This window comes from Pseudoalteromonas sp. 2CM28B (assembly GCF_023161935.1).
In genome coordinates, this window is record NZ_JALNTH010000054.1 from 20,180 (window position 1) to 40,032 (window position 19,853).

A 19,853-nucleotide genomic window follows, 5' to 3' on the forward strand; every position below is an offset into this window, starting at 1 on the left:
AAGCCAATTCGGCATGACAAAAATACTTTTATTACTGACCATAATATAACCACTTGTATTTAATGTGCTTTTAAATCTAAATTAAGGTTAAATAACACACAAAAACAGATTGAAACCTCCTCAACCTGACTGATATATTTTTTTTATATATACAGCGCTATTTTTATATTTAGCCGCTTTTACCGAATTAATTGGTCAACCAAGATAAAGATAGTAGACTTTTGACTAACTAATTCGCTTGCCAATAACGCAGCGTTACTAACACTGAGTTTAGTAATGCTGCGCTTTAGGTAAAAAGGTTTAACCAAGATTTAGTTAAGAAAGTGCGCCGCGATTCAAAAAGCTTAGGGTTAATAGCCCACACGCATATACAAAAAAACCCAATTAGCGGCATACGCTAATTGGGTTTTAAAGTGGGGATCACTGGTTATTGTGTTATAGCTTAAAGCTCATTCCTAAGAATAAACGTGGGCCGTAATCGTTTACTTCACCTAGGTTATCTTCCACAAAGAAGTCTTGTGACTTAGGTGCGCTAAACAAGTTAATGGCTTCAGCTTTAACTCTAAAGTGCTCGTTAATTTTATACGATGCACGCATTTCCCATACACCTACGGCATCAACATAACGTAAGCGGGTACCATTACTGGTATATGGTTGGAAGTATTCACTACGGTATTTATAAATAATGGCCGTATCAAAGTCACCAATTTGGTAATACAGTTGGCTGCTAAATACATGCTCTGAGAAGCCCGGCACCGAACCAGGTTCAATAATACCGGCAGTTAATTGAGTAGTATTGCCATCTAGGTCGGTAACGTATGTATCGCCATATAGGCTATCTTCAAACTCAAAGTCAGTATCTGCAAAGTTATAGCCAAATTTGACACCAATACCATTATCCCAACGGTACGAGAACGATGCTTCTAAACCCAGTATATCGCTATCATTATCGGTTGTTACCGAATTTGTCACTGGTAGTGATACTGTTTCACCGCCAACCACATAGTCTTCAATCACAGTTTGTTGCTGGAAGCCACCTTGGAACTGTTTGTAGTATAGGCTTAGTGCTAAAATAGAATCTTCATTAGGGTACCATTCAAAGGCTAAGTCGTAGTTCCATGACATTAATGGTTGAGTATCAGGGTTACCTGAACCATCTACGGTTAATAAGTCAGAAAGCGATAGCGCAACAGATTGATCGTCTGTTACAAAGTCGCGATCATAGCCTAAATCAGATGGGTCAGCACGTGACATACCACGGTAAATACCCGCACGCAGTAAAATGTCTTCACTGTAATCAACTACTAAGTTAAAGCTTGGTAAATATTTAGTATAACCACCGCCGCTTTCGGTTCTTTCTAGTGAATCCCCTGCATCAAGGGTTACAGCGCCTGTAGTTTCATCTACATCTACAGTGTAATTTGTTCTAAAGCCTACCGAGGTTACATCAGTATCAACAATACGCAGGCCGAAGTTACCACGAATAAACTTACCAAATACTTCGGTGTCGTAGTTTGCCATTAAGTACACTGAGGTGGTTTTTTCAGTAACATCTATGGTACCGGCATTTTCGTACTCAACATCAGGGTAACCAAATTCACCTGTATAATCAGTGTCTGTAGCCGCTACAGCTTGAGAGAAACACACGTTATCGTAGGTCGCCCACGAAGAACCTGTTCCAGAGCTTATTACATTACCGCTACTATCTACATTTGTTACTAAGTTGCCATCCGATACGCTAGATAAAAAATCAGATTCTGGGAAGTCAATTTGACAGCCTTGAAGTATCTCTAATGCTGAGTCATCGCCTATCGTGTACTCAGTACGAGACCCATTACCTTGGCTACCACCAAACTGTATAAAGCTTAGTTCTGAGGCTCTAATACCCCCTTCAATACTGGTAAATATATCGCCCTCTAACGCGTAGTCAAAATCAATACGCGCCGATTTAACTACGTTTTCGCGAACATTTTCACGGTCTAAACGTGTACGTAAGCTATCTGTAAAGTTAGAAATATCAGTTACATCAAAGTCCGTTAAGGTGAAGTGAGGAATTTCATCGCCCATATCCCAGCTAAACAAATTACGGTCTGCGGTTCTACCACGGTTAGAAATTTGTAGCTCTTCACGCTCAGTTTTTGAATACGCTAAATCAAGATTTACAGTAAGGCGGTCGGTTACCGTGTGCTCAATATTAATACCATAGCCTTGGTAGTTTTCTTCACGTGAGAATTGCTCGCCCGCCGATTCAATACGTTCTTCACCTTCCCAATGTAAAATTCCGCCTACATCGTTAGTAACAAGCGTTGGGCCTGTTAAACCAGGTGTTGCGCGTTTTTGTAAAAAAATTAAATCGTGGCGTGCTTCTCTTTGTATTCTGTCAGAGATTTGTGCATCAAAGTTAACATCCCACTCAGACGACGGCTGGTATTGCATTGCAATAAATACTGCATCACGCTCATCTGAGGTTTCATTTTGACGATAGCTGCGGCTACTGCCTGTCCATGCGTATGGAGTGCCATCGCTTTCGGCTTTGCCTGTTTCTGGGTCGATGTTTGTTTGATAACCTTGATTGTTACTGCCATTTACTTGGTCTTCACAATCACCTGCGCTGCTTCTGTAAAAGCCTTCATTCGTATTAGTTGGGTCATTTAAACATGCCCAAAGTGAAGAGCCCGATGGGCTTGAGCTTCTGTACTCTGCTTCTGGTTGGCTAATATCTTGGCGCTGCACACCAAAAGACACACCCACTGCTTGGCCATCGGCAAACTCAAATTGGTCAACATAACTAAACGTACCACGATAGCCTGTATCACTTTGCAGTGAGTTTTCTACATTACTTTCATCTGGGTTGTAATTTAGTTTTACTTCGCCTTGTACGCGTTGTTTGCCGTAATCTAGCGGGGCAATCGTTTCAAGTGCTATCACACCGGCTACGCCACCTTCAATCATTGAAGCATCTTGGGTTTTGTAAATAGCGACCTTTTTTACAAGCTCTGATGGAAACTGCGAAAAGTTAACCGAGCGGTCACCACTACCATTAGTAGCTTCACGGCCATTAATATGGGTTGCGCTTAAAAATGGGCCTAAACCACGAATGGTGATTTCGGTAGCGCCCCCGTTTTCACGGTGAGATGCGGCACCGGTAATCGACTCAAGCGCTTCACCAATTGACAGCGCGGGTAAATCACCAATATCTTCTGCAGATAAACCATCAACAACCGTTGTTGCCTCACGCTTAATTGCAATTTGATCTTGTATGGTTCTACGAGTACCTGTAACGCTGATGATTTCTACATCTTGCTCTACTTCAGTCACTTTTTCTTGGGCTTCTTGCTGAGCAAAAGCATTAAATGACAATGAACCTGCCATACCTGCAAGTAAACTTGCTCTAATTAACTTAGCAGCAGGTGAAAGTGCAAAATGATTACAAACAGAGCTGTTTGTAGAATGTTGACGTCTTCGATCCATTTTTAACGACATGCCGCGTTCTCCTTTATCATTGTGTGTGTTGTGCGTAGTTTGCTATTTTTATAAATATTAATAATGTGCAGTGTGGGCTTATTCATCTTGTGCCACCCATGTAGAGCCTGCACCTACATCAGTGCTTTGGATGTAGTATAAGTTTCTTGCACCTGCTAAGGCTTGTGCTCCATTTGAGTCAGTCTCAAGCAGCGTACTTGTAGCAGTGACAAACTCTGGGATTTCTTTACCATTTGCTTCTGGGTTTTGGTCAATAGCGCCATCGGTGTCGTATTCACCATTGCCATTTACGTTTCTAATATCAACCCAAAGGTCGCTCGCATCGCCCGACTCATAACTGTCACTAAAGCCAAAGCTGTTAGAGAACAGTGATTCAGTATGGTTAATTAGGTCACAGTCGTATTCAAAAGAGTGATCGCTCGACAGCTCGTTAGGGTAAAAGAAACCATAAACAAGCGCGCTGCTTTCAATGGTGTCTTCATCAGTTTGATCGCCCACCCCATTAGCATTTAAATTACCGTTGAAGTTAATTTCAAATGCATTTTTAGTTAAACCATACAGTACAGGGGCATTTTCTGCGGTAAGCTCATCACAATCTCCAACAGGTGCCTTTGAACCTATTTCTGTACTAAATACAAATGGTTGCTGTGAGTTAAGTACCGTATTGTTTGTCACATTAAGGGTAAAGTCGCCTGCGCCATCAAGCACAGCTTGGTTACCTCCATTTGGCACCCCGCCATCAGCTTGTGAAAATGGGTTAGCGGTAAATACAATACCACCGGCTTCTTTATTACCTGAGCGAATACCAGCGATGTAGTTATTGCTTACAGTGTGACCTAAAGGCGTTATTAGCACGCCCGCAGGACGATCGCTTGAACTTGCAATATCAGTGGTACGAATAATAATGTTGTCTGATACCGTATTAAATCCACCATCTTCAAGCGAAATACCGCCATTAGGATTTAAAATGGTATTGCCTTTAATCGTCGCGCCAGAGGTTTGTACGCGCATTAAACGTCGGCCTGTAACAAAGTTTTCTACTCGGTTATATTGAATAGTAAAGTTTGCATCATCAGCAGAGCCTGTACCTGTTGTACTACCTGCGTTAATTAAGTGCAGGCTAGAATTACCAAAATTTGGGTTGCTGCTGGTACCTGTGAAAAGGTTATATTGAATAACGTGGTTAGTGCTCGATGAAGACATTTTGATCACCGAACCATTTTCTGCTTTATCGCGGTTGGCAAAGGTATTACGCTCAACCATTGCGGCGTCGCCTTTAAGCATTAACCAATGGTAAGTAGAGTTATTTAACGTCTCTGCTTCACCATCGATAGTATTTTGTGTAAAGGTGAAGTTGTCACCCTCAGAATAAATAACGGCATCTTCTTCGGTTTCACAAAAGCCACCCGATTTAGTATCAATATTTTTAAATGTAAGCCCTTCAATACCCGCGCCATCAACCCCACTGGCTACATGAATACAAAGCTCGCCACTAATTACCGGGCTTTGTCCTTCAACAGCTTTAAGTGTTGCTGCGCTGGTTAGCATAATGGCATCAAGATCGGCATATACACCGGTATTTAAACCAAGCACATCGCCATCACCAAGCCCTGCATTAATAGCACCTAATAGCGCATCCGCATCGCTTATCACTTGCGTGTACACTACTGTATCGGCGGCGCCCGTAATTGTGCTTGAAAAGCCATCGTTATCGGTATAACTCGCAGTGACCGATATAATCGCGCCAGCTTGATTAGTTGGCGTAAATGTTTTGCTGTTGGTGTCGGCAATTGCTACGCCATCAGCAAGCCAAGTGTAGGTAACGTTTTGCTCATCTACGCCGTTGTTATCGCTAATTTCAGCGGTTAATTCGCTAGTCACTAAATATGGCGTAGCCCCTGAGATGGTGATACTACCCGCTTCATCTACAGCCTCTGCAGAAACAGCAATGGTTGCCTCAGAAAGGTTGTCTTCGGTAAAACCGTGATCGTCCGTGTAGGTAACCTGCACGGTAATAAATTGCCCTAATAATGACTCATCTACAACGTAAGTGCTTTGCGTAGCACCACTAATTGCAACCTCATCAGCAAACCACTGGTAAGTAATTGTGCCGCTTGCGCCATCTTCATCTGTTATTTCGGCTGTAAGTGTATTACCCACCGTAGGTGTGCCAACAATCGCCACCGACCCTTCTGAATTTGCACGCTCTACTGGCGCTGTGGCAGTTGATGTAGCTGACTCTGCAAAGCCTCTGTTATCTTCAAATGCTGCATTTAAAGTTATAACTTTACCTAGTTGCGATTCGGTAATAGTGTAGGTTGCTAAGGTTTCATCGGCAATTTCAACATCATCTGCAAACCATGTATATGCTACAAGCGCCGGATCAAAACCATTTTCATCCGCTACATTAGCACTTAGTTCATTACCTATAATTGCATCACCGTTAATTTCTACCGTGGCCGCAAAAGGAATAGCTGACACTTCATCGGTGGGCTCACTTAAATGTGACTCATTAACACCGCTGTCATCTGTATAAAGTGCTTGTGCTGTAATTGCAAAACCAATTTGCTCATCTGTTAATGTAAAAGTTGCGTCATTAGCGCCACTTATAACTTGTCCGTCGGCGTACCAGTAGTAGCTTACTTCGCCAGAAATACCATCGGCATCATTTACGCTGGTCGACAATGTTTCGCCCGTTAACGCTGTGCCTGATAGAGCAATAGAGCCCAATGTGTTGTTATTATTATTTGAATCCGTGTCACAACCTATAATGGCAGCTGCAACAGCACATAATGCAAAATGTTTTAATTTCATCATGGCTCTATTCTCCTTAATTGTGTGGTTTAGTATTTAGCAGGTGTTATGTGTGATTTACCAAATACCCAGTGTGTTATTACCAAATTATTTTATTTTTACGCCTCATTGTTAACCAACTTGGTAATATAAGCATAATAAAAACACTTTTACCACTATATTCGTTCAAAATTCATCATATTTTATTAACTGAAAGTTAACTTACGTCTATACCTAATAACGCAGCGTTATTACCAATATTAATTTCACGAATAGATAAACAAACAACCTTTATGAACAATTGGTTTTACCGAAAGAATTGCTCTGTATTAGTACGTAGCGCGATAAGCACATAAAGAATGGAGGGGTGGAAAGCACAGGCGTAAAGCTTTAGCTGTAATAGCCTATAGGTATGAATTTTTGATGTGTATATAAAATAACGTAGCCACTGCGTTTAACTCACTATTGTCAGCAGTGGCTTACGTTTTATTTAAAAGGCGTAAGAGCACAATAACCGCCCTTTAGTACTGAGGCCTTAGTCAGGTTTAATAAACCGTAGAATTAAAGTAAGTCACAGGTTCACTAGAGCCTAAAATAACAGGCACACGCTGATGCAGCTCATCGGGCTGAATATCTAAAATACGCATGCCTTTAGAGGTGGCTATACCGCCTGCGTTTTCAGTGAGCATTGCCAGTGGGTTAGCTTCGTAAAGTAAGCGTATTTTACCGTTTTCATTACCCGCGCGCGTATCTTGCGGGTACATAAATACCCCGCCACGGCATAAAATTCGGTGCACATCACCAACCATGGCTGCATTATAGCGAATTGAGCTTTTAGCAAATTCTTCTGATGTATACAGTAATTTATCAAAGTAAACTTGTGTTGCTTCATCCCAGTATCGGTAATTTGCCATATTAACCGAGAACTCACGGCTTTTACTCGGTACTGCAAGCTCTGGTTTTGTAAGCAAAAAGCCACCGTGGGTTAAATCGTGTGTATAACAGCGGGTGGGCCCACCTGTACTCATTACTAGTAACGACGATGGCCCATACAGCACGTAGCCTGCACAAACCTGATTAGTACCGGGTTGATTAAATTGCTCATCACTATCGTAGGGCACATCTGCTTTTGCTGGGTAAATGGTAAAAATAGTGCCTATTTGCCCGTTAACATCAATGTTTGATGACCCATCAAGGGGATCAAATGCCACAATATATTTACCATCAGGGTGGGCGCCTACTGCATTATCTTCTTCTTCAGATGCCACTGTTTTTACAAGATCATCATCAATTAAGGTATCTTTTAACAGTTGATTGGCAATGACATCTAACTTTTTTTGCACCTCGCCCTGAATATTTTCGTTAAGGGTAGAGCCTAAAACACCCGCAAGCTCACCTTGGCTTACTCTAAACGCTATTTCTTTTGTGGTTGCTAATAGCGTGCGAATTAACATAATAAGGTCGGTTTCAACCCCATCTTGCTTTAATACTTTATTCAGTCTTTTCATGCGCTATACCTGTTCACACAATTAAGGTCGTCAAAACATTGGATCAGGCGAGCCACCATATGCTGCTCCGACTGACGTAACCACACACGTGGATCATAGTATTTTTTATTGGGTTTATCTTCGCCATCAGGGTTACCAATTTGGCCTTGCAAGTAGTCTTGTTTTTCTTGGTAGTAGTTTAATACCCCGTTCCAACTCGCCCATTGGGTGTCGGTATCAATGTTCATTTTTACCACCCCGTAGGTTAGCGACTCAGCAATTTTACTGTGCTCAGAGCCACTCCCACCGTGAAATACAAAATTAATAGCGTTATGCTCTAAATTAAATTTTTCAGCTACATAGGCTTGCGAGTCGCGTAATATGGTAGGTGTTAATACCACATTGCCAGGCTTGTATACGCCGTGGACGTTACCAAAAGAAGCAGCAATGATAAAATTAGGGCTTATTTTACTAAGTCGCTCATAGGCGTAGGCTACATCTTCTGGTTGAGTGTAAAGCGCAGAGCTGTCTAGGTGCGAGTTATCAACCCCGTCTTCTTCTCCGCCGGTACACCCGAGCTCTATTTCAAGTGTCATGCCTATTTTTGCCATCCGCGCTAAATAACGCTCACAAATTTCTATATTTTCTTCCAGTGGCTCTTCTGACAGGTCAATCATGTGCGATGAAAAAAGCGGCTTGCCTGTTTGTGCAAAATACTTTTCGCCTTCATCTAATAAACCATCAATCCAGGGCAGTAGTTTTTTTGCTGCGTGATCTGTGTGCAGCATGACAGCAACGCCATAGTGCTTCGCCACGTTATGCACATACTGTGCAGCACTTATTGCCCCAACAACGGCAGATTGCTGGCCCTCTAGTGCTAAACCTTTACCACAAAAAAACTGCGCTCCCCCATTAGATAGTTGAATAATGACCGGCGACTTCATTTTTTTTGCGGCCTCTAAGGTGGCATTAATTGACGATGTGCTCACCACGTTTACAGCAGGCAATGCATACTGATGCGTTCGTGCGTGTTTATACACTTCGCTTACTTCATCGCCAACAACAACGCCTGGTGCAATGGTTGGGGCTAAATAATTCATTTTTTGCTCCTTGCTATTTTAAAGCCTCGATACAAGAGTCTGTAATGGCTTGCCAATTACCCTGCGTTACCCATTCTTTTTTAGCAACCCAGGTACCGCCTACTGCAAATACATTGTTTAACGACAAGTAATCCATTTTATTTTTTTCGCTTACACCGCCGGTCGGGCAAAAGCTCACTGCACGAAATACAGATGAGACAGCAGAGACAAACGGCGCACCACCAGCAAGTGAAGCAGGAAAGAGTTTTTGCTCTTCAAAACCATACTCAAGTGCCATTAATATATCGCCGGTATTTGATACACCTGGCAATACTGGCACGTTACACTTAACCAGCTCACTTAATAGTGTAGGCGATACAGCGGGAGTAACTATAAAATCTGAGCCTGCTTCTAGCGCTTGCTTTAAAATTGTTTCGTTAATAACGGTGCCTGCGCCCACTTTTAGCTGTGGAACCTGTTCTTTAATGGCTTTAAGCGCATCAATTGATGCATCTGTTCTAAGAACAACTTCTACCAAAGTTAGGCCTGCCTCTGCCATTGCTTTAGCAATGTTTACACCTTGCTCTGGCGTGTCTGCTTGAATTATAGGTAGCAGAGTTTGCCCTGCCATTAGTTCAGAAAAGCGAGTCATGCGTTATTTCCCTTATTTTTAAATAATCGTGCTACTTAGTGTTATAAATTGAGTAAATTAGCCAGTTAGAGACCTGATTTGGCCATGGCTTGTTGAAAAACATCTTTTGGTGCAATAGCACCGGGTTGCTGAATAACAGCGCCGGCAGCCTGCGCGCCCAGCTTAACCGCTTCGCTAATTGGGCGCCCATCTAAGCGCGCTCCTAAATACACGCCGTTAAAGGCATCGCCTGCGGAGGTTGTATCAACAACGTTTTTAACCGGCGTAATACTGTGGCTTTGCACTGTATTAGCCTCTTTTGTAATGACTGAATCGGGGCCGTTTTTTACTATAATTTCGTTAATGTTGTACGGAGCCAAATAATCAATTACCGCTTCTACACTTTGCACGTTGTAAAGCGTTTCTAAGTCTTCAACGCCGGGTAACGTAATATCGGCTAGGCTAAATGCACTATGGTATTGCGCTTTAGTTTGCTCAACGTTATCCCAAAGTCGCGCACGGTAATTTGGGTCAAATACTATTTTTACACCCGCGGCTTTAAGTTGCTTCACTATGTCCCAAAACTGCGTTCTTGCTTGCTCTTCTATTACGGCTAATGAAATACCCGAAAAGAAAAACATATCACCCGATGACAGCTGCTTAACAAGCTCAGGGCTGATAAATTCAACCACCTTTTTGGCTGCTGAATCATCCCGCCAATAAATAAAACTGCGCTCGCCTTGATCGTCCGTTTCTATGTAATACATACCTGGGACTTTACTGCTATGAGCAAATACATAGTCTGTATTTAATTGCTCACTTGCAAAACGCTCACGCATTTTTTTACTTAAGTTATCTTCCCCTAAAGCGGTAATAACTGAGGTGGTGATTTGTGGGAAACAACGCTTTAAGTAAACAGCCGAATTGTATACGTCACCTGCAAATGACTGATGCAATGTAGAGGGAACAGTCGCTCTTAACTCAATCATGCACTCGCCAATAAAGTAAATATTTTTCATTATTATCACTTACCTTAGGTAGTAAATGGCTGTGAGAAACACAGCCATTGCCAACAAATTAGTTAGGCTTTTTCAATGGTTCAATTTTTGGAATTAAAATCCATACAGCTGCCATTGCAATAATCGCTAAAGACGCGCCTATCACAAACGCCGGTGTATAATTACCGTCCGCTGTTAAAATAGGTACCAATGACGTAAGCCCTACAGCACCTAATTTAGCGGCCATGCCAGAGAAGCCCGACAACGTACCTACCGCTTTTTTACCCAGTAAGTCGCTTGGTAAGGTTTGCACGTTACCAATGGCGGTTTGAAAACCAAATAAAATAACAGCCATAATAAGTACCGCAATTACCGGCTCGCCTGGGTTTGCCATTGCAAGCAGCGCCGGCAACATAATTAAACACCCTAATGTGATAGTCAGCTTACGCGTTTTATCGGTATTCCAGCCTGCTTTAAGGCGGTTTTGGGCAAGTAAGCCACCAAACCAAGCACCAAACATAGCGCCTACATACGGAACCCAGCCATAAATACCAATCGCTTTAACATCCATGCCATACACTTCGTTTAAGTAAATTGGTATCCAAAAAACAAATAACCACCAAATAGGGTCGATAGCTGCAGAGGCTATAATTACGCCCCAGCTTTGCTTACGAGAGAGTAACTCGCCTGTAGACGGGTTATATTCTTCTTCGTCATCGCTTGTTACATCACCGTTATCATCAACGCGTCTTTGTCCGGTAAGAATGTACTCACGCTCTTCTTCACTTATCCAAGGGTGAGAGCCTGGAGGCGCTTTTACCAATATAATCCAAGGAACTAACCATAAAAAACCTAAGGCACCAACAAATACAAACACCATTTGCCAGCTAAAATACACGGTTAAATAAGCAATAAGCGGGATAGCAATAATGCCACCAATGGCTGCGCCAGAATTAAATATACCTTGCGCTAAAGCACGCTCTTTTGTTGGAAACCACTCGGCATTACCTTTAGCTGCACCGGGCCAGTTACCAGCTTCGGCTACACCTAAAATTGCACGGAAAATACTTAAACTAAGCACCCCTTGTGCAAAAGCATGGGCAACAGTGGCTAATGACCACACACCAATTGAAAGCACAAAACCTAAACGCGTGCCAACCCAGTCAAAAATTTTGCCAAAAATAGCTTGGCCAAATGCATAAGCAAATACGAATACTATAGAAATATTAGCGTAAATTTGTTTACGCTCTAACGCAGATTCATCAGGGAACATTTCTTCCACAATGTCTGGCCATAAAACGCTAAGCGCTTGACGGTCTATGTAGTTAATAATGGTAGCAAGTGCAATTAGCACTATAACCCACCAGCGTAAGCCTTGAATTTTCATAGGTTATTCCTCAAGAAAGTCTTCGCGAGCTGGGCTAAAGGTATCAATCAGTATACCGCCAGTTGGGCACGTTGCACCGTGATCAGCAAAAGGATGAATAAAACAGCTATCACCCGCTTTTAAGATTTTAGTTACGCCATCAATGTTAAAGTGAAACTCACCCTCAACCACATACGTTACTTGCGAATGCCTGTGCGCATGGTTATAACCAATAGCCCCTTCTGAGAACCAAATTTTCACGGCCATTAGCTCTTCGTTATAGCCAAGCATTTGGCGTTTTAAGCCATTACCTAAATCTTCAATCTCGGTTTCGTTACCAAATGAAAAGTGTGCACTTTGCTTTTGCATCCTGTTTACTCCTGATTATTCTTCATCGCATAAACGCCAAGGCGGCCATTTAAGGTGAATGCTTTATTTTGATATGTGAATGTGTGTTTAGCTGCTTTATCGGAATTGTTGATAGCAACCAAATAGGTATTATTTTTTACTTTAACTTCAATTAGGTCTAAGTGCTCTTGTGCGCCATACTTAAGTGACGATATACGGCTAACAGCCTCTAGGGTATATTCTTTACTTGGGTTGTATTCACCGTGAGGCTCAAGTACTGAAATAAATTTATGCTGTTTTTTACCTTCTACACGGCGAATATAGCCATTTTCGTTACGAAGATTAAAGTGTGGATCGTTTGCCCCTATTTGCGTAAATAAGAAAGACTCATCCCCTTTCACTAGGCTAGTTTGTGTATAAAAACGGCCGTTGTCGTTTAACCACGTTACCTTTGCTAGGCCTTCACCTGGTTGCGCCTGTGCTTTTAACCATAAATGTTGATAGCCATTTTTATCACCCAGCGCAGCTAAGCTTTTGGTGTTACCAAGTAACTCAAAGCTGGTATCAATTAATTGGCCTTTGTAATGCAGTGGTAAATCAATTTTATGGGAGGTATCTGCAGTCACATTAAAAATATCAACTGCAAGCGTGCTTTCAAGCATAGGTAAATTAATTAACGCTAACGTGCGTTCGAGCTCAACACCTTTGTAAGCGGTGCTTATTTGCCCACTTGACACCGTTCCGTATTGGTTTGTTTCAAAGAAATTAAGCGTAGGATGATTGTTATTACCCACTTTAACATTTGCATTAAAATGCGAGGTTTCATCAATCACAACCGTATTGTGTGCCACGGTATGTTTTGCGTAAGTTTCGTTTTCTGGTAGGTAACGGCCGCCGTATTTAGCCTCAACATTTAAAAAACGTGCAGCGCCATAATCAGATACAATTTCATTGCCATGATCGTAAAACTGCCATGTTAATTTATCAAAATGTCCATGCCCTAAACCCTGTGCAGCAGGTTTAAATAAAAGTGCTTGGTCGCCACCAGTTTGCGTACGCATTACTACCAACGCCCCTTGCTCGCCATCGTTACCATCGCCAAACGCTACCGATTTAAATACATAAGGAGTTTGCTTATTTTTATCCAGTGCTTGAGCCACCTTTAGGCCATCGCCAGAGAGTATTATTTGATTTTGCTTTTTGGCTATACCTAAGTAACCAGTATCGTGTGTTAAACCGTAAGCGGCTGTTACACCGTGTACCAGCTCTATTGTGTCTATACCTTTACTTTTAATTGCATCGTTTATCGGGAAAAACAAACCGTTATAGCTTAGCTGAATAGTGGTATCAATGGCTTTAAGTAATATGCCATCGCGATATTCAAAAATGTCTCGCTGCGGTTCGTTGTTTTCTATTGCTTTAGCAAAGGTAACAAACGGAAGTAGTGCAAAGCGTTGATAATAAGGACCTTCGTTGTAATAGCCCTGTGGCGAAAACAGCATGTCTAGCTGCTTAATAAAGCCACCCTCGCCCGATTTATCTAAATCGTAAAGAGACTTTTCGACCCACTCAGATTCATCTAACACATACCCTGCCATGCCTACACCGGCTGTAGCCCAGGTACCATGGTTATGTACCTTGTTAAAGGTTGATGGCTGGCCTTGTGATAAAAATAACGATACTGGACGCAGTAAGTCATTTTCGATGGTTTTAATATTAGCGGCGCTTAGCGCATCATGCACTAAATCGTATGCTTGAATGGTATAAACAAGCCACATGGCCTCATTAAGGCTTTGCCAAAATAGTTTACCTGGGTTTTGCGACTTAACTTTGCGCTTGGGGTGTACATCAAGTGTTGGGTATAATTTGGCATACTCAAGCAACATATCACGTACGTAATGAGCGTATTTATCATCTTGGCTTAGCTGATAAATAACACCGGCGTTATACATAAGCTGATAATTTTTTTTGTGTCGTTCGTGGGTATACCCTCCCCCACCGTCTTTTGGTACAGGCACTGTTATAGGGCTTTTAATTTGCTCATCCACTTGTGCTTTAAGCGCTGCAAATGCGTTGGCAAACTTACCCTGTTCATTATTGCTAATTGCTTGGCGCATTTGCTTTACATCATCATTGGTTATTACCAAATTTGGATGCGCTGCGTAGGCGTTTATCGATAAAACTAAGGCACTTACAGTAACACCCAGCGTTTTAAATAATGACTTATTTTGGGTTAGATTCATCATTGTTAGTTCACCTTATTTAAAACGTTGTTATTTTTAAGCGTTGCCGTGTGCGGGCCCGCTACACGTAACTCTTTTACGCTTGGCGCTTGAGTTGCATCAAAGGTGTTATCTGTAATGGCTGTTATTGGCTCACCAACCGTGTGCTCAATTTTAATCGGTGCCGATTTTTCAAATACGTTGCTTGCAATATTTGTGACTTGTACACCGTGCGCATACACACTCGCTTGCGCCTTGTTGCGCTTACCTAAACCTACTTTAGTTAGGGTGTTATTGGTCATTAATAAATGCGGACCAAAGGTGCTTTCATCACTTCCACCTCGGTATAACTTAACGACTCCACCGGCTACCTCATTAAAGGTATTGCTTTTAAGTGTTACATACTCTGCGTTATAAATACCTAAGTCTTCTATTTCGGTATCAAGACGTAAAATATCGCCAGTCACATTTTTAAAGGTGTTATTTACTAACGTGATTTCATCTGCCATCGCCCCTTTACCCGTTACAAAAAAGTGAAATGAGTGATTAATATTAAGATTAGTTAATTGTGAGTTGTATATTTCAAAGCGGTAGTTATCAACCATGCCCCACTTTTTAGTACGTACCACACTATTATTAATGGCATCAGGTGCGTTTTCACCCGAGATAACTAAACCATCTAGCTTTAAGCTACCGCCATCATGAATTTCGAATAAGGTGGAGCGTTGGTAGGTCAGCTTAGCTTTGCCAGTATGTTTAGCCTTGAGGGTAAGCACTTTTGTAATTTTAACGAGTTTAGATACATCGTATTGTCCATCTGCAAGCTCTAATACATCACCCGTTTGGGCTGCATTGATTGCGTTAAGTAAGGCATCTGCAGTTGCTTTAACCTGGTGAGTTTTACCCGTATCAAATGCCACAACTTGCTCTGTTTTTGGATACCAGCTAACGCCGGTATCGGCCTTTTTTAGCACCTTTAAACCGCGTTTAGCACCTGCACTAATTTTGCTTGATTCAGGATACAGTAAACCGTTACTAGCTCTGGTTAGTGTTACATTTTGCTGTTTAACACCGTAATTTAACTCTTTTAATACCTGGGTATTAGCTACATTTTCACTAAATTTAATACCGCTTACATCATCAAAGGTTGTAAAAGGCTGCTCGCCATTTTGATTAATAATAAGGTTATTTTTCATTACGCTATTAATTGGTGCAGCGCTACGCTCGCTATCGCTACCTGCGCCAAGTTGTATATGACGCACATTTACATAGGTATTGTTTTCAATTGTCGCGTTTTCTACCTGATGGTAGCGATTTATTGGTGAGTTAGGTACGCCGTTCATAACCGTAAAACCACTGCCAAAACGGTAGCCTGTTAAACCTTCTAAGTAGTTATTTTTTACTGTTTGGTTTTTATTAATGATGCGAATGCCACCTGTGTGATCTACACCGTTACCAAAAAAAACGTTCTCTTCTATAATATTGCCATTACCATGGCGCAGCGTTAGTGTGCCGCGAGATTCAAAAAACACATTATTGCGGATTTGGTTTTTCCCTGATTTAACCGAGATTATTTCTACTTCGCCGTTAGTACGTTCAAAGTAGTTGTTTTCAACTACGGTAAATGAATCACTTAATGAATAGTGGCTAGTACCAATGCGCAGTGTTTCACCGCCGTTAGATCCAAAAGTAGGACGATAGCCAAAGAAGTTATGATCAATTTGATGGTGGTTTTGTTGGCTTTGCTCACTATTAAGCCTTACTGCAACCGTAACGCCTTTGTTACGTTTACCTACTAAGTGGCTGTGATCAAAACGATTGTGTTTACCATATAGAGCCACCCAATAGTCTGATTCTCGTTTATCGGGGTTATTGTAGTTATCGATAACGACTTGTGTTACGCGGGAGTGAGTAGCAAGCTCATCTTTATTTTTACGAAATTCAATAACGGCTGAGCTAGGCGTATAACCATTTTTAAATACAAGCCCTGACACTTCTAAATACGAACCCGCCAGTCTTAAATTAGATTGCCCTGATAAAATAACGTTACCCTTGGTTTGCGCTGTAAGCTTTATAGGGGCGTTTTTGGTTCCTTGGCCTTGTAATAAAATTTCGAAATTAGACCACGTACCGTCTTTGAGAGTTATTTTATCGCCGGCAACGAGTTTGTCAGAGATTTCTTGAAAAGCTTGTTTAGTGTCTACAAAATAATCTTTGGCTGCCAATTGTGTGGATGTGCACCCAATAAGAACTAGGCTAAGCTTTATTATATTAATTAAACGCATAGATAACTCTTTTTCAGTGTGACCGGAAGTAATGCCTTATCAATAGTAATGCTGCACTCATTGCACAAAGCAGGTTAAATCTAGCCAATTGATGTTGTGTGTGTTTTGGTGCTTTAACTACGTTAAAGCACCCAATGTTGTCGGTATTACTTTTCTAGAGTTTTAAAGTAATCAAAAATTTCTGGTACGTTGCCTTGCCCCATACCTGCATCAAATGCCGCTTGTAAGTTAGCAGATGAACCTTCAGCAATTTTTGATTCAGTCCCAAGGTCTGAAACCATTTGTAGGAAGTAGCCTAAATCTTTGTTTGCATTGGCAATTGAAAAACCAAGGTCGCTTACATTGTCTACCGCGTAGTTTTTACAAAATTGCATAAATGGAGAGCTAGAAGGCCCTGTCGACATAATGTCAAATAGTTGCTGGCGGTCTACACCGGCTTTGTCTGCTACAGCAAACGCTTGTGACATAGCACATACTGTGGTCATACCCATAAAGTTATTGATTAACTTAGTTGTATGCCCTGCGCCTAGCTCACCTAGGTGAAATACGTTTTCGCCTTGATCTTCAAGTACAGGTTTAACTTTATTGAAGGTGTCAATATCGCCCGCTGCCATAATATTTAATAGGCCGTCTTTAGCATGGGCTGGAGTACGCCCTAGTGGTGCGTCAATCATGCCTGCGCCTTTAGCGGCTAGATCAGCACCAATTTTTTTAGTAGACGAAGGAATTGATGTACCAAAATCAATTAATACCGCGCCTTCTTTAATACCCGCTAAAATGCCATCTTCTGCGTACACAATTTTTTCAACAACTGCTGATGTTGTTAAACAAAACATAATTATGTCTGCACCTTGTGCAAGCTCTTTTGCAGTGCTTGCTGTTTTTGCGCCTCTGCTAACGCATGCAGCAACCGCATCTTTGTTTAAATCCATAACAATAAGCTCATAGCCTTTGTTCTGTAAGTTTTCGGCCATATTGCCGCCCATTAAGCCAAGGCCGATAAAACCGATTACTGGTTTAGACATGAATAACTCCTAAATATGATGGCGCGTGCTTTTATGAGTACGAGTAATGATTTACCCCATAAATAGGTACGCTGTGTCGTTTAATTCAATTTGCTAAAGTAACCCTGAGCATGTTCGTTTGAATAGGTAACCCGCCGCGTTATTACCATTTGAGCGAATAAAAACAGAGTGATTACACGCTGTATATTGTTGACCGGTTACGTATTTATTTCGTTATGCTTAGCATTGCTTTGATTATTTATTAATACCTTGGAGAAGCTAAAACCAAGCAACTTACCAATTGGTATGTAAAAACTGTATTACCATACACCAATCTTGTCAACCAATAAGTTAACTTTGTAAACCAAGGTAATTTACAATTTATTTCAAGTTAACAAAATAACAATAATAAACAGTTAGTTATAGGTAGTATGGAAATGAAATTAATTCAACGCACTTTTCCCTTCTTTGGTTAGAGCTTAATAAAAAATAGGTTGACCAATAAGTGCAACAACTTTATAAACTCGTATAAATAGCGTGGCTATAATTACATTGTTCACTAACCCATTGTTGGTAAAACCACTAATTTAGTGTGCTAATATTATGGCAATGCGTGGTTGTAAATGCCGAGCCTTGCCCACATTTGGCTTACATTGCCCGAACTCAGGTTAAGAAGTTTACTTACGTATTAAATCGTACTGATATTTTAATTTATTTCACAAGCCGAGGTTTTCAGTGAAGGCAAAGCCACTTGCGCGGCAATAGCTAGGCTTATTGCAAGTAAATTTAACGCAATGAGTGCGCAAATAGCTGGTTAATATAAACTTATTGTTCACAGTTGAGGTAAAATAAGCCTCTAGGTATATGGCTGGCTCAGGCCTTTGCAATGCGGTTATGGATACCCCATAAAGACGCTATGCTCCACACCTATTTAAATTTAAACTCACAGAGGTAACCTAAATGCGTTTATTACACACAATGTTGCGTGTAGCCGACTTAGAAAAGTCACTTTCTTTTTATACACAGATTTTAGGAATGAAAGAATTACGCCGTTCTGACAACGAAGAGTATCGTTATACATTAGCTTTTGTAGGGTATGGTGAAGAGGATAGTAATACTGTATTAGAGCTTACTTATAATTGGGATGAAAATAGCTACGATCTTGGTAATGCGTATGGCCATATAGCTATTGAATTTGACGATATATACAAGGCATGTGACGACATAAAGGCCGCTGGTGGAAACGTCAGTCGAGAACCGGGGCCAGTAAAAGGCGGCACAACAGAAATTGCTTTTGTGAAAGACCCTGATGGCTATTCAATTGAGCTTATTCAGAAAAAGAAGAACAAAGCTCACTAGGCAATAAAATTTATCAAAAAGGTGCTTAGTCGCACCTTTACCTTAGTTGGCTATCTTTACTTGCTCGGCGGTTTACGCCAGCAACGCCTTTGCCTTTAGCCTCAAGCTCACTTTGACACGCCACACAGTGCCTAACACCTGGCAGCGCTAACCTGCGTGCCTGTGGTATTTCACAATCACACTCATCACAGAATTCAGCACTCGCGCCTGAGATTAAATTTTGCCTTGCATATTGCACTGCGTCGTTAACACTTGCATCGATTTGATCTTGAATTGCGCCATCACGCGCCCAACCACTTGCCATAATTAACTCCTAATAATGAGAAATTAAACTAAAAGGCTAGCAGCACAGCGCTTTATAAATGCTGAATATTTTGTACTGGCTTTATTGAGTAAGCTATTTAAAGGATGAATAGATATGTTTAAGAGTAATTTGTAATTTAGTTATGCTATCCATTTTATCTACACATGAAGTTATAAGTATGTATTTTTAACGCAGCTAGCAAAAAATTTATCACTGTAAATGAATAATTATTATTGCGGATCGGTTTTGAAAGCCTAAGAAGTTATACGTAGGTGATTATTAATTAAATAGATAGGTTTTTAGATATTGAAGGAAATTAAAAGTGTAAAACTTAAATTTTAACGGATAAACGGTAGAAATTAATGCACTGGATAGCGCTGAGGAAGTAATAGCTTTATACACTACTAAAATAGTAAGTGGCGTCCCCAAGGGGATTCGAACCCCTGTTACCGCCGTGAAAGGGCGGTGTCCTAGGCCTCTAGACGATGGGGACA

General features: G+C 41.2%; 13 protein-coding genes and 1 tRNA gene. 1 reads left to right on the forward strand and 13 read right to left on the reverse strand.

What is annotated here, in order from left to right; translation table 11 throughout:
• Positions 1-435: 435 nt before the first annotated feature.
• The 11 genes from MTN96_RS33965 to MTN96_RS34015 all read right to left on the reverse strand — a co-directional run bounded on the left by MTN96_RS33965 (position 436) and on the right by MTN96_RS34015 (position 17,717).
• On the reverse strand, positions 436-3,483 hold the full coding sequence (locus tag MTN96_RS33965; RefSeq protein WP_248534405.1) for a TonB-dependent receptor: 3,048 nt from the start codon (positions 3,481-3,483) through the stop codon (positions 436-438).
• Between the two features lie 78 nt (positions 3,484-3,561).
• Positions 3,562-6,297, reverse strand: a complete 2,736-nt coding sequence (locus MTN96_RS33970; protein WP_248534412.1) for a poly(beta-D-mannuronate) lyase — start codon at positions 6,295-6,297, stop codon at positions 3,562-3,564.
• 524 nt (positions 6,298-6,821) lie between these two features.
• Positions 6,822-7,784: a class 1 fructose-bisphosphatase gene (locus tag MTN96_RS33975; RefSeq protein WP_029772406.1), complete on the reverse strand. Its 963-nt coding sequence runs from the start codon at positions 7,782-7,784 to the stop codon at positions 6,822-6,824.
• A complete protein-coding gene (fbaA, locus tag MTN96_RS33980; protein WP_054983428.1) occupies positions 7,781-8,863 on the reverse strand; it encodes a class II fructose-bisphosphate aldolase in 1,083 nt (360 codons plus the stop codon). The genes MTN96_RS33975 and fbaA overlap by 4 nt, the downstream gene beginning before the upstream one ends.
• 13 nt (positions 8,864-8,876) lie before the next feature.
• The gene (gene eda / locus MTN96_RS33985) at positions 8,877-9,494 is read right to left on the reverse strand and encodes a bifunctional 4-hydroxy-2-oxoglutarate aldolase/2-dehydro-3-deoxy-phosphogluconate aldolase (RefSeq protein WP_024034155.1); all 618 of its coding nucleotides are present in this window, start codon (positions 9,492-9,494) and stop codon (positions 8,877-8,879) included.
• A 65-nt stretch (positions 9,495-9,559) separates the two neighbouring features.
• Positions 9,560-10,492: a sugar kinase gene (locus MTN96_RS33990; protein WP_248534407.1), complete on the reverse strand. Its 933-nt coding sequence runs from the start codon at positions 10,490-10,492 to the stop codon at positions 9,560-9,562.
• Between the two features lie 58 nt (positions 10,493-10,550).
• Entirely contained in the window at positions 10,551-11,858 is a 1,308-nt protein-coding gene (locus MTN96_RS33995) for an MFS transporter (RefSeq protein WP_024034157.1), read from the reverse strand.
• Positions 11,859-11,861: 3 nt separating this feature from the next.
• Entirely contained in the window at positions 11,862-12,206 is a 345-nt protein-coding gene (locus tag MTN96_RS34000; RefSeq protein WP_248534408.1) for a cupin domain-containing protein, read from the reverse strand.
• A 5-nt stretch (positions 12,207-12,211) separates the two neighbouring features.
• Positions 12,212-14,431, reverse strand: a complete 2,220-nt coding sequence (locus MTN96_RS34005; protein ID WP_374276190.1) for a heparinase II/III family protein — start codon at positions 14,429-14,431, stop codon at positions 12,212-12,214.
• 2 nt (positions 14,432-14,433) lie between these two features.
• Positions 14,434-16,692: a chondroitinase-B domain-containing protein gene (locus MTN96_RS34010; protein WP_248534410.1), complete on the reverse strand. Its 2,259-nt coding sequence runs from the start codon at positions 16,690-16,692 to the stop codon at positions 14,434-14,436.
• Positions 16,693-16,838: 146 nt separating this feature from the next.
• Positions 16,839-17,717 (reverse strand): NAD(P)-dependent oxidoreductase, encoded by an 879-nt coding sequence (locus MTN96_RS34015; protein WP_024034160.1) that lies wholly within the window; start codon positions 17,715-17,717, stop codon positions 16,839-16,841.
• A gap of 939 nt (positions 17,718-18,656) precedes the next feature.
• On the opposite strand from MTN96_RS34015, the gene gloA reads away from it, so the two are divergent.
• Positions 18,657-19,055 (forward strand): lactoylglutathione lyase, encoded by a 399-nt coding sequence (gloA, locus tag MTN96_RS34020; protein WP_004589277.1) that lies wholly within the window; start codon positions 18,657-18,659, stop codon positions 19,053-19,055.
• Between the two features lie 37 nt (positions 19,056-19,092).
• On the opposite strand, the gene MTN96_RS34025 is transcribed toward gloA, so the two are convergent.
• Positions 19,093-19,359, reverse strand: coding sequence for a DksA/TraR family C4-type zinc finger protein (locus MTN96_RS34025; RefSeq protein ID WP_024034161.1), 267 nt, complete (start codon positions 19,357-19,359; stop codon positions 19,093-19,095).
• Positions 19,360-19,776: 417 nt separating this feature from the next.
• A tRNA-Glu gene (locus MTN96_RS34030) sits at positions 19,777-19,852 on the reverse strand.
• Between the last annotated feature and the right edge of the window lies 1 nt (position 19,853).